This is a genomic window from Oleiphilus sp. HI0132 (genome assembly GCF_001635845.1).
In genome coordinates, this window is sequence record NZ_LWGJ01001569.1 from 21,748 (window position 1) to 32,520 (window position 10,773).

14 protein-coding genes are annotated in these 10,773 nt (G+C 46.1%); 11 read left to right on the forward strand and 3 right to left on the reverse strand.

Annotation, left to right across the window (positions count from 1 at the left end):
- Positions 1-57: 57 nt before the first annotated feature.
- The 8 genes from nrdR (at position 58) to A3766_RS24225 (ending at position 6,062) form a co-directional block, all read left to right on the forward strand.
- The gene (gene nrdR, locus A3766_RS24190; protein ID WP_068509328.1) at positions 58-531 is read left to right on the forward strand and encodes a transcriptional regulator NrdR; all 474 of its coding nucleotides are present in this window, start codon (positions 58-60) and stop codon (positions 529-531) included.
- Positions 521-1,690 (forward strand): bifunctional diaminohydroxyphosphoribosylaminopyrimidine deaminase/5-amino-6-(5-phosphoribosylamino)uracil reductase RibD, encoded by a 1,170-nt coding sequence (gene ribD, locus A3766_RS24195; protein ID WP_068511370.1) that lies wholly within the window; start codon positions 521-523, stop codon positions 1,688-1,690. Before nrdR ends, ribD begins: the two co-directional genes overlap by 11 nt.
- A 20-nt stretch (positions 1,691-1,710) precedes the next feature.
- Complete coding sequence (locus tag A3766_RS24200; protein ID WP_068511372.1) at positions 1,711-2,379, forward strand: riboflavin synthase; 669 nt, start codon at positions 1,711-1,713, stop codon at positions 2,377-2,379.
- 84 nt (positions 2,380-2,463) lie between these two features.
- Positions 2,464-3,570, forward strand: coding sequence for a bifunctional 3,4-dihydroxy-2-butanone-4-phosphate synthase/GTP cyclohydrolase II (ribBA, locus tag A3766_RS24205; protein WP_068511373.1), 1,107 nt, complete (start codon positions 2,464-2,466; stop codon positions 3,568-3,570).
- 67 nt (positions 3,571-3,637) lie between these two features.
- Positions 3,638-4,117 carry a 6,7-dimethyl-8-ribityllumazine synthase gene (ribE, locus tag A3766_RS24210; protein WP_068511375.1) on the forward strand — a complete coding sequence of 160 codons (480 nt, stop codon included), beginning with the start codon at positions 3,638-3,640 and terminating at the stop codon, positions 4,115-4,117.
- Positions 4,118-4,597 (forward strand): transcription antitermination factor NusB, encoded by a 480-nt coding sequence (gene nusB, locus A3766_RS24215; RefSeq protein WP_068511377.1) that lies wholly within the window; start codon positions 4,118-4,120, stop codon positions 4,595-4,597.
- 75 nt (positions 4,598-4,672) lie between these two features.
- Complete coding sequence (thiL, locus tag A3766_RS24220; RefSeq protein WP_231882981.1) at positions 4,673-5,584, forward strand: thiamine-phosphate kinase; 912 nt, start codon at positions 4,673-4,675, stop codon at positions 5,582-5,584.
- Positions 5,577-6,062 carry a phosphatidylglycerophosphatase A gene (locus A3766_RS24225; RefSeq protein ID WP_068511380.1) on the forward strand — a complete coding sequence of 162 codons (486 nt, stop codon included), beginning with the start codon at positions 5,577-5,579 and terminating at the stop codon, positions 6,060-6,062. Before thiL ends, A3766_RS24225 begins: the two co-directional genes overlap by 8 nt.
- A 55-nt stretch (positions 6,063-6,117) precedes the next feature.
- Here A3766_RS24225 and A3766_RS24230 read toward each other — a convergent pair whose 3' ends face one another.
- The gene (locus A3766_RS24230; RefSeq protein ID WP_068511382.1) at positions 6,118-6,342 is read right to left on the reverse strand and encodes a DUF6316 family protein; all 225 of its coding nucleotides are present in this window, start codon (positions 6,340-6,342) and stop codon (positions 6,118-6,120) included.
- 139 nt (positions 6,343-6,481) lie between these two features.
- Between A3766_RS24230 and A3766_RS24235 the strand changes: the two genes are divergently transcribed.
- On the forward strand, positions 6,482-7,156 hold the full coding sequence (locus A3766_RS24235) for a DUF2057 family protein (RefSeq protein ID WP_068511384.1): 675 nt from the start codon (positions 6,482-6,484) through the stop codon (positions 7,154-7,156).
- Between the two features lie 49 nt (positions 7,157-7,205).
- Here A3766_RS24235 and A3766_RS24240 read toward each other — a convergent pair whose 3' ends face one another.
- On the reverse strand, positions 7,206-8,717 hold the full coding sequence (locus A3766_RS24240; RefSeq protein WP_068511387.1) for a wax ester/triacylglycerol synthase family O-acyltransferase: 1,512 nt from the start codon (positions 8,715-8,717) through the stop codon (positions 7,206-7,208).
- A 65-nt stretch (positions 8,718-8,782) separates the two neighbouring features.
- The gene (ispB, locus tag A3766_RS24245; protein WP_068643134.1) at positions 8,783-9,751 is read right to left on the reverse strand and encodes an octaprenyl diphosphate synthase; all 969 of its coding nucleotides are present in this window, start codon (positions 9,749-9,751) and stop codon (positions 8,783-8,785) included.
- A 413-nt stretch (positions 9,752-10,164) separates the two neighbouring features.
- Here ispB and rplU point away from each other — a divergent pair, with 413 nt between their 5' ends.
- Both rplU and rpmA read left to right on the forward strand, forming a co-directional pair.
- Entirely contained in the window at positions 10,165-10,476 is a 312-nt protein-coding gene (gene rplU, locus A3766_RS24250; protein WP_068509871.1) for a 50S ribosomal protein L21, read from the forward strand.
- 71 nt (positions 10,477-10,547) lie between these two features.
- Positions 10,548-10,773 (forward strand): 50S ribosomal protein L27 (rpmA, locus tag A3766_RS24255; RefSeq protein WP_068643136.1); only part of this gene is annotated, 226 nt, incomplete at its 3' end.

Genomic DNA, 10,773 nt, shown 5'->3' on the forward strand with positions numbered 1-10,773 from the left:
GGTTTAGTTGGCTTGCTGCTCTGAATTGGCCTTTCTTCTGAATCAAAAGGTTTTTTGATGCATTGTCCTTTCTGTAGTGCGACGGATACAAAAGTTATCGACTCTCGACTGGTTGCCGATGGCGGCCAGGTTCGCCGTCGCCGTGAATGCCTGTCTTGTAAAGAACGCTTTACTACCTTTGAAACTGCTGAGCTGGTGATGCCGAGAGTGGTTAAGCAGGATGGCACTCGTCAACCTTTTGATGAGGACAAGCTCAACAGAGGCTTCACCAAGGCTTTGGAAAAGCGCCCCGTCAGTATTGAGGCGATTGAAAGCGCGATCAATAACATTAAGGCCCGATTGAGAGCAACAGGCGAGAGAGAGCTAAAAGCGATTGCTATTGGTGAAGAAGTGATGAAAGAGCTGCGTCGCCTGGATGAGGTGGCTTATGTTCGTTTTGCCTCTGTCTATCGTAGTTTCCAGGATATCAATGAATTTAAGGAAGAAGTTGATCGGCTAGCTCGTTCTGAGAATACCAAAAATGACGCTTAGTGCTTTCTCAATAGATGACGCTCACTATATGGCTGAAGCTTTGCGCTTGGCCAATAAAGGGGTGTATACAACCCAGCCAAACCCACGGGTAGGTTGTGTCTTGGTGAGGGGCGGTCAAATTGTGGGGCGTGGTTGGCATAAGAAGGCCGGAACAGGGCATGCAGAGGTAAACGCCCTCGCTGAAGCGGGAGGACTCGCGCAAGGTTCGACAGCTTACGTTACTTTGGAACCCTGCAGCCACTTTGGTCGAACACCTCCCTGTGCTAAAGCCTTAATTGATGCTCAAGTATCTGAGGTGGTTGCTGCGATGCTGGATCCGAATCCTGAGGTGTCAGGTCGAGGCTTTAAACTTCTGGAGGATGCGGGAATAAAAGTACGCTATGGCTTGATGGAAGCTGAGGCGCGGGCACTTAATCAAGGCTTTATTAAGCGAATGGAAACTGGTTTGCCTTATCTTCGGATTAAAATGGCGACCAGTGTTGATGGTCGTACCGCCATGGAGTCCGGGGAAAGTCAGTGGATAACTGGCCCGGCTGCACGTTCTGACGTACAGCGTTTGCGTGCCCGAAGCTCTGCTATTATTAGTGGCATTGGTACCATTCTTCATGATGATGCAGCCCTAACGGTTAGAGCTAGTGAACTGGGTCTTGATCCTGAATGGTCCCGAGAAATTGAAAAAATTCAGCCTTTGCGTGTCATTCTTGATCGTCAGGCTCGCTTGCCTAAGACTGCTCGACTATTAGAACAGGAAACGCCTATATTGTGGTGTGTTTCAGAGGCCAGTGAGCTAAGCCAGGAAGCGCAGGAGGTGTCTCAGCTTGGTTTTGTTGATGTGCTTCGCTTGTCTTCTGCATCAAGTTCAAATGATGCGCATAGTGAGCTGCAAGAAGTGATGTCCAAATTAGCTGAGCTTCAGTGCAATGAGGTGTTACTAGAGGCTGGAGCCTTGTTAGCGGGAAGCATTATTGAACAGGGTTTGTGGGACGAACTCTTGGTTTACATGGCGCCAAAATTATTAGGAAGTAAAGCTCGACCGCTTGCTGAACTTGGTTTAGATAAAATGTCTGAGAGTATTGATCTGGACTTAAAAGACTTGAGGCTGGTTGGTCAGGACATTCGAATGATTTATATGCCGGCTGAAGTGTCAGGCTCTCGCTAGCGTAAAGGATTGGATAAGCGATGTTTACAGGAATTATTGAAGCGCTTGGTGTGATCGAGCGATCAGAATCAAAAGGGCGAGACCTTGTTTTAACTATTTCGACAGGCAATTTGGATCTGTCGGACGTAAAGCTAGGCGATAGTATTGCGGTAAATGGCGTATGCTTAACGGTAGTAACTTTGAACTCAAAAGGGTTTACTGCAGACGTATCGGCAGAGTCCTTGGTGCATACTAATCTCAAAGAGTTTCAAGCGGGTACGAAGGTTAATTTAGAGAAAGCGCTGACTTTATCGACACGTTTAGGTGGCCATTTGGTAAGTGGTCATGTTGATGGTGTGGGTCAAGTGCTTGCCAGAAAGCAGGATGGACGCTCGATTCGTTTTGATATTCGTAGTCCAGAAGAAATTCGCCGCTATATTGCAAACAAAGGCTCGGTAACGGTTGATGGGGTTAGCCTCACGGTAACCGGGCTGTTAGCAGAAGGCTTTTCGCTGAATATTGTGCCACACACGGCAGGCGAAACGACTATCGACGCTTATCAGGTTGGCCAATCAGTTCATATAGAGGTTGATTTGATGGCTCGTTATGCTGAGCGCCTATTACAGGTAGGCTCTTCTGATGTCACTGAACAGAAAACGGAAGGCAACTTGGATAAGGCCTTTCTGGCACAAAATGGTTTTTTAAGATAAACCTTTTACACTGTATTAAATAATAGGCAGCGTTTCACCTTCGATATCGCTGCCTTTTAAGATGAATAACACTGGGGAGGCTCAATGGAGCTCAACACCGTAGAAGAATTAGTTGAAGATATCCGTCAAGGCAAAATGGTTATATTGATGGATGATGAAGATCGTGAGAACGAGGGCGATCTAGTGATTGCGGCTGAACAGGTTCGTCCGGAAGATATTAACTTTATGGCGACACATGCGAGAGGCTTGATCTGTATGACGATGTCGGCAGAGCGGGCAGACTTCTTCGGCTTACCGCCGATGGCTCACGCAAACAATGCTCAGTTTTCAACTAACTTTACTGTGTCTATTGAAGCGGCTTCGGGTGTGACAACAGGTATTTCAGCGGCTGATCGTGCGCACACTATTCGTACAGCTGTAGGACGTAACACTAAGCCAAGTGAAATTGTTCAGCCTGGCCATGTGTTTCCAATTGTGGCGCAGCCTGGTGGTGTATTAAGCCGAGCAGGGCATACTGAAGCAGGTTGCGATCTGGCTCGTATGGCAGGTTTTGAGGCGGCTTCAGTTATAGTCGAAATTATGAATGAAGACGGTACTATGGCTCGTCGTCCTGATCTTGAAGTCTTCGCAAAAGAGCATGATTTGAAGATTGGCACAATCGCCGACATGATTCACTATCGGGCGTTGAATGAGCAGACCGTTGTTAAGCAAGAAGAGAATCAGGTTGAGACCGAGCATGGCACATTTGATCTGATTACTTATAAAGATACCTTGCAAGGTCATGTTCACATGGCGTTTGTAAGAGGTGATTTATCAAAGGTGGATGCGCCGGTTATTCGGGTTCAGTCTCCTGATATCCTGCGTGATAGTTTAGGTGTTAAAGTGCCAGGATCGCAGAGTTGGTCTATGCAGCATTCGTTAGAGCGAATCAATGAAGAAGGCGCTGGCGCCTTAGTAGTTTTAGGTGGCCCGGCTGTTGACTTGGAAGAACGCTTGGCAGGATTTTTTGTGAACAAGCCAGCACCTTCGCAGACAGGAACGGGGGCGTATTTGACAGTGGGCACAGGCTCTCAGATCTTGCGTGATTTAGGCGTGACAAAAATGCGCCTATTGAATCCACCTGTTAAGTTTTCAGCTATTTCAGGTTTCGATTTGGAAGTGGTTGAATTTATTCCATATACAGCTTCTTGATGAAGTGGCTATTGAAATAAAACGAAACGAATTTTAAGAACGGTAACATACTAAAGAGAAAGGTCTTATGCGAAATATTAAAACCTATGAAGGTGATTTTAGAGATACGACGGGTGCAAAGTTTGCGATTATCGTGACACGATGGAACTCCTTTGTGGTAGAAAGCTTGCTAGAAGGTGCGGTGGATTCTTTGGTACGTCACGGTATTGATGAGAGTGATATCGAGATATTCCGCATTCCTGGCGCATTTGAAATGCCTTTAGCCGTGAAACGTGTTGCTGAAACTAAAAAGTATGACGCAGTGGTTGCTTTAGGAGCGGTGATCAGAGGCGGTACGCCTCACTTCGAGTATGTTGCTGGAGAGTGTGTGAAAGGTTTGGGTGCCGTATCATTGGATACAGGTATTCCTGTTGCCTTTGGCGTTCTGACGGTGGACACCATTGAGCAGGCGATTGAACGTGCCGGCACCAAAGCGGGTAACAAAGGTGAAGAAGCTGCGATGTCAGTTCTAGAGATGGTTCAACTATTTAAACAGTCAGGTATTTAAGTGAGCGAATCTAACCCTGCCGCAGGCGGTCAGCCTGTAAAGAAAACTGGAACGGCACAGCGTAAGAAGGCTCGAAAGTTGGTTCTTCAGGCGCTATATCAGTGGCAAATTTCCGGCTCCAGTATTGCTCAGGTAGAAGCAGAGTTTCGTACCGATCATGACTTTGATCGTATCGACTCGGCTTACTTTCGTGAAGTCTTTAGCGGTATACCTAAAGAAGTGACAGAATTGGATCAGGCAATTGAGCCTTTTCTGGATCGCGCAATTGTGGATGTTGACCCGGTAGAGATGAATGTTCTGCGTATGGGTGTCTTTGAATTTAAGCACCGCATTGATGTGCCTTACCGTGTGGTTATTAATGAGGCTGTTGAACTGGCTAAGTCATTCGGTGGTACTGATGGCCACAAGTATGTGAATAGTATTCTTGATAAGCTCGCCTTGCGTTTGCGCGCGGCTGAAACACGTCATAAACCCTCTTAGTGTTATAGCAACTTAGTTGATCCGATGCCATCTGCTCCTTCTGAATTCCAAATAATTAAACGGTATTTTGAAGGAGTGGGGCCTATCGATAAGCAGCTCGTTAACCAGGGTATAGGTGACGATTGTGCTGTCATTAACCCTCCTGCGAATAAGTCTCTGTGCTTCTCACTTGATACTATGGTTGAGGGGCGGCACTTTCCCAAGTCGGCACCGCCGCAACAATTGGCTATCCGAGCAATGTCTGCGTCATTGAGTGATTTGGCTGCAATGGGGGCGTCACCAGCATTCTTTACCTTGTCTTTGACGCTTCCTGATTCTGACCCAGATTGGCTTGAAGGCTTTTCAAGGGGGCTCAAGTATATGGCGGAGCGTTATCAATTGAGCCTCTTGGGCGGAGATACAACGCGAGGGCCATTAACTATTGGTATTCAGGTGCATGGTTTTACAGCTCAAGACAAAGCGCTACGTCGTAGTGGTGCTACAGAAGGCGAGGTGTTGGTTGTGACAGGGTGCTTGGGTGATGCGGGTGCTGCGCTAGACCTGCTGGATAAGAGTGCGCTTAGTGGCGTTGAGGAATACCTCCTGGGTCGATACTATGCTCCCACGCCAAGATTTGCAGAGGGCTTATTGATCACCCCCTACGCGAGTGCTTGTATTGATATCTCGGATGGTTTGCTAGCTGATGCAGGGCATATTGCTGAGTCTTCTTCATGTGGCCTAAGGATTGACCTGGACGCCTTGCCCTTGTCGAAAGAATTGCGTGAATTTTCTAAAGATAGAGCTGCGCTACTGGCACTGACTGCAGGAGATGACTACGAGTTACTTTTTACGATCCCTGAGGAAGGTTGGCAGGTATTGGAGTCGAAGGCTGAGGCGAGTGCTTTCACTAGAATAGGGCGGGTTGAGCCCAAGAGTTTTGGTGTTAAGGTCTTTTCTGGTGAGCAGGAAGTCGAAATAGAGAGAAAGGGGTTTCAGCATTTTGAGTAAGTTACCGCAAGGTTTTTTAAAGAATCCGGCACACTTTGCTGCTTTTGGTTTTGGTAGTGGTTGTGCACCGAAGGCACCCGGGACAGCAGGAACATTAATGGCGATTGTTCCTTATTTATGGCTGCAGCATTTAGCCTTAGAGTGGTACTTGGTGGTTATTGTGCTGAGCTTTGTTGTTGGCTGTTGGCTGTGTGCTAAAGCTTCCAAAGCCTTGGGTGTTCATGATCATGGCGGAATTGTTTGGGACGAGTTTGTTGGCTATTGGATAGCAATGATAGGCGCGCCGAAAGGCTGGTTGCCTATTGTACTAGGCTTCATTCTGTTTCGGGTTTTTGACATCTGGAAACCGCAGCCGATTAAATATCTGGATCAGCATATCCATGGTGGTAGCGGTATCATGATTGATGATGTGATTGCTGGCCTTTTTGCTCTAGTGATTCTGCAAGTTCTCTATTTTAGCTTACCGGGCTTGTTCTGAACTTCGATTTCTAGCGCATTATTTCTTAATGCGCTAGTTCACTTTGCAGAATGCTTTAATGGGCTGTTTCTTTGGTATAGGGAGCTGGCAGTTTGTTGATGATTTTTAAAAAGCTTTGCAGGCTATCCCGGGCTCTTTCTTTATTTGCATAAGGCCCGCTATCGAAGCCTTCACGAGTAGAAAAGTACCACTTATTACCAACACTGAAAAAGCGACTGCTGCGAAAAGGTATTTCCCCTTGTTCGCCTGTGCGGTGTGAAAGATCGGCTTGTTCATTCATTGGTGTATCCTCCAATTAATACTTGTCGTTGTTGTTATTTTACTTAACTGTATAACAAATTCCCGAAAAATCAATTTGTTGCCAAGAGGTGTGCTTGGAGGCACAATGCTGTCAGTTATTTTTCCACTTAGAGGCGTTTATGTATCGATTTTTTCAAGGCTTAAGAAGGCCAAAGTTTTTAGGTTTAGTGTTAAGTTTAGTTTTATTGAGTGCTTGTTCTGCTTCAAATAAGGTGGTGCAAACCTACGAAGGAAATATATTGCCTCAGGATCAGTTAGCGGTAGTGCTTGCTCCAGAAAATATAAGTCTGATTTCTGTTAATGGGCGAGAGGTTCCTACTTATCTGTTAAGTAATATTGAAACAAAATATGGCCTGAGAGCCGGTCTTAACCAGCTTGTATTCAAGTACGAAAGTATCTGGGCGAAGCCTGGTCCTCAGACAAATGGAAATAGTAGGTCAGAGAAAACCGAGTCACAGTTAGTGATGCTCGAGTTTAATGCTCTGGCAGGGGAGTCATATAACTTTGTATATGCCGAAGCGGATAATATCAGAGAGGCTCGTAGCTTGGCTTCAAACTTCTCTGCATCGCTTGTTGATAAGGTGGGGCAGGAGCTTGCTGTTTCAGTCCCCTATACCGAGAAGAGCTCGGCTAATCAGAAGGTTTTCGTATCCGGGAAGGTGACTGGCGCCGACTCAGGCTTGAGTGAGTCAAAAAGTGAAGCTGCTTCCAGTCTGGTCTCGCTGAAAGAGCTTTGGGGGAAGACTAGCACTGAAGATAGAAAAGCCTTTTTGGTTTGGGCGTTTCAGGAGTAAAAAAGCGCTAAGTCGGCTTAGGTCGAAGAGCTGGCTCTACAGCTTGCCGCTATTTTCCTACGCAAAAGATGTTGCTGACTAAGCCGGCAACATCTTCGATAAAACCAGTCTTGTTTGTATTTGGCTCACTCAGATCAATATCGGTGCAATCTGGTATTTCTGTTTCGCTACTTAGAATCGTTTCTATCGCTGTCTGAAAGTATTTTTCAAAGGGTTGCTTAAGGGACAGTGCTTCAGGGTTGTAGGTGCAGGTGACACTGTAATTGCCGTTATAACTCACAATCATCAGTGCTAAACCAATACCGTCAAATAAAGGCGCAGTGCTAATAAATTGTGTTAATTCTGCATTTTCAAAGTAGAGCGGGAATTGAGGGCCAGGAATGTTAATGATCGGTAAATTGAACATCGGCTTATGTTTCTGTGCCAGTAGAAACTCAGAATAAACTCGTGCAGACAGTCCCGCAATGCAAGAGGGAACGAGTTCGGTCAAGTGGCTGGCTGATATTGCTGAGTCGTAGTGATTTTCCAAGGTTGCTGCCTTGTGAATCATGCAAATTCGCTTTATCGGGTCCTGCTCTGTGCTAGCAAGTGAGAATAATGTGGCGGCTAGCTGGTTTCCGGACTTAACGTCGAGGCTTGTTGAGCGAACAGATATCGGTGCTAGCGCAATAAGGTCTGATTCGGACTCGGCTTCCATATCTCTAAGATAGCTGGCAATGGCTTCGGCGCAGATCCCCATGACAACGTCATTTGTTGTGACTGAGCCAAGGCCTTTCTTAATCGACCTTACTTGATTGAGAGGAATCTCTATATTCTCGATCGCACGAGACTTGCTGATCTTTTGATTCATTGGTGTGTCGGCAACCTTCATCAGACTAGATGGAAGGTTGAGAGAGGAAAGGCGCTCGGTGATAACGGAGTAAAATACCGAGGCAGCCGTGTCTTTTGCCAGTAAAGTGAGTTTTGCCGGAATATTAAATACGTTGTTATAGGCTGCACCTAGCCAGGAACCTGTGTCGGGCAGAGGGGTTGGTGTCCAGTCTTGATCTGATTCAGGTTTTGTCACTTCAGGGCTGACATGAACTAACTGGCTTAGAATATCTTCACCACTTACTCCGTCAATAGCTGTGATGTGAACCTTCAGCAGAAGAGCGAAGTGTTCTTGCTCGTAGCTTTTGCTTGGGTCAACTTGCAAATCCTCAATATATCTAGCTTCCCAAAGAGGGCGAGTCCGGTCGAGCGGCGCACTAAAAAAGTCGGCTGCGCTATTGAGTAGCGTTTCTTTCTGGCTTAATTTGTCGTGGCTGATATGTCGGGCGGCGTCAAAGTCCGGGTCGTCAGTCCAGACGGGTAGGTCTAGATTGAGAGGGTATTCGACTAAGCGCTCACGAAAGAATGGTTCATTCCCGAGTTTTGACTGGAGTACACGTTGAAAGTGCTCAAAATCAAGTGTGTTGTCGCCTTTAGGGCGCTGGAATACGAAAACACCACCTACGTGGAGAGGGGTGTGTTCGGTTTCCAGATATAAAAACGAAGAATCAAGTTCGGACAGCTGCTGCATTCATCAGGCTCATGTTTATACTTTTAATGTTTATAGTATATCGAAGCTTTGTGCGATGGAATAACTTATTTGTCTCTCTGGACTGCAAGCTTTGCCAGCCCAGCAAGTGCTTCTTTATAAACGCTGCCTGGAAGAATACCTAGGCAGTCGCATGCTTTTTGATAAGCTAGATCAGCCTGCTTTTTAGTGTAATCTAGCGCGCCACTATTTTGTACAGCGATACAGATTGCATCGAGCTGGCTTGCGTCACCATTACGGATGGCTTTACGAATTAGAACTCGCTCTTCTTCACTGCCGTTTTTCATAGTGTAGATCAGCGGCAAGGTTGGTTTGCCCTCGGCCAGGTCATCGCCGACATTCTTGCCCATTGTCTCGGCGTCGCCAATGTAATCCAGCATGTCGTCAACCAGCTGGAATGCTAAGCCTAGCTGCAGGCCGTATTCCTTTAAGGCTTCTTGTTGCTCAGTACTTGCGTTTGCAAGCAGAGCTGAAGAGTGAGACGCTGCCTCAAATAGCATTGCTGTTTTATTTTTTATGACTTCAAAATAGGCTTCTTCTGATACGTCAGGGTTTTTGCAGTTCATTAACTGGAAAACTTCCCCTTCGGCAATGACATTGGTTGCATTCGATAGCACTTCCATAACCGGAACGCTGCCGATATCGACCATCATTTGAAAAGCTCTCGAGTACAAAAAGTCGCCGACTAGTACGCTGGGAGCATTGCCCCACTTGGCATTGGCAGTAGAGCGCCCGCGGCGCATGTTTGATGTGTCGACAACGTCGTCATGTAATAATGTGGCTGTATGCAAAAACTCGATAATAGTGGCTAGTTTGCATTGATCCTGACTAGCTTCCCCTAAGGCTCTGCTGGTAAGAAGGACTAGTAAGGGGCGCATACGCTTACCACCGCTTTCGACGATATATTGCGCAATTTTTTCTACTAAGGGGACATCTGAAGATAACTGGGAAGTGATAAACTGGTTTACTTCACTGAAGTCTTTTTCAACGCTGTCGTAGATTGCCTGAATTTGCATATTGAATATCTTAAAATAGAGCCGACTAAAATTGGCTGACATGCTAGGGGGGCTGTGCTTGTCTGTCAAGAATTACTATCCGCCATACAATAATTAAAGTCTTGTTTTGGCTAGAATGTGCTTGCAACACTTGGTTGAATAAAATACAATTGCGCGCCCTAAAAGTCATGGGTGTTCTCAGTGATAGGGTTGCCAAAGAGCTTCCTTTAGAAACTGGAGATCAGATTTTTCAAAAAACTGTAAATATCAGTTTGGGGAAAATTGGTCGTAAGTAACACATGCGGGTAGAAAGTGAGGCCGGAGATTTAGTTCTCAATATATAGGTCTTGGTAAGTTTGATTCATCTGGGTAATGCTTATTATTAGCGGAAGTTCAGGTGTGTTAGGCGATATGAAAAATTTGGAGAAAACCAAATGTACGCAGTTATTGTAAGCGGTGGTAAGCAGCACCGTGTCACCGAAGGTGAAGTGTTAAAGCTGGAAAAAATTGAAGTTGAAACAGGTGGGACGGTTGAATTTGACCGTGTATTACTTGTTGCAAATGGCGACGATGTTAAAGTTGGCGCGCCAAATGTTGAGGGTGCAAAAGTAACGGCTGAGGTTGTTGATCATGGTCGTCACGAGAAGGTACGTATCTTGAAGTTCAAGCGTCGTAAGCACCACATGAAGAGAATGGGTCACCGTCAGTGGTATACTGAGGTGAAAATTACTGGAATTAAAGGCTAACACTGAGTTTATGGTCGCTCTCAGGAGCAATTAAACCGGTTTAGATACGAACAGACAATAGGAGTAGGATAATGGCTCATAAGAAGGCGGGTGGTAGTACCCGCAACGGTCGCGATTCGGAGTCGAAACGTTTAGGTGTTAAGCGATTCGGTGGTGAAGTAGTTAAAGCAGGCAACATTATTGTGCGTCAACGTGGTACACGTTTCCACGCAGGCGATAATGTTGGTTGTGGTAAGGATCATACATTGTTTGCAACATCTGGTGGTGTTGTGAAGTTTGTAACAAAAGGTCCTTTGA

Excerpts from the sequence above, each read along its gene's own strand:
- nrdR (WP_068509328.1), top strand. The coding sequence starts at position 58 with ATGCATTGTCCTTTCTGTAGTGCGACGGATACAAAAGTTATCGACTCT.
- ispB (WP_068643134.1), bottom strand. The coding sequence starts at position 9,751 with ATGCAAATTCAGGCAATCTACGACAGCGTTGAAAAAGACTTCAGTGAA.
- A3766_RS24230 (WP_068511382.1), bottom strand. The coding sequence starts at position 6,342 with ATGAATGAACAAGCCGATCTTTCACACCGCACAGGCGAACAAGGGGAA.
- ribD (WP_068511370.1), top strand. The coding sequence starts at position 521 with ATGACGCTTAGTGCTTTCTCAATAGATGACGCTCACTATATGGCTGAA.
- A3766_RS24200 (WP_068511372.1), top strand. The coding sequence starts at position 1,711 with ATGTTTACAGGAATTATTGAAGCGCTTGGTGTGATCGAGCGATCAGAA.
- A3766_RS24235 (WP_068511384.1), top strand. The coding sequence starts at position 6,482 with ATGTATCGATTTTTTCAAGGCTTAAGAAGGCCAAAGTTTTTAGGTTTA.
- ribE (WP_068511375.1), top strand. The coding sequence starts at position 3,638 with ATGCGAAATATTAAAACCTATGAAGGTGATTTTAGAGATACGACGGGT.
- ribBA (WP_068511373.1), top strand. The coding sequence starts at position 2,464 with ATGGAGCTCAACACCGTAGAAGAATTAGTTGAAGATATCCGTCAAGGC.
- A3766_RS24240 (WP_068511387.1), bottom strand. The coding sequence starts at position 8,717 with ATGCAGCAGCTGTCCGAACTTGATTCTTCGTTTTTATATCTGGAAACC.
- rplU (WP_068509871.1), top strand. The coding sequence starts at position 10,165 with ATGTACGCAGTTATTGTAAGCGGTGGTAAGCAGCACCGTGTCACCGAA.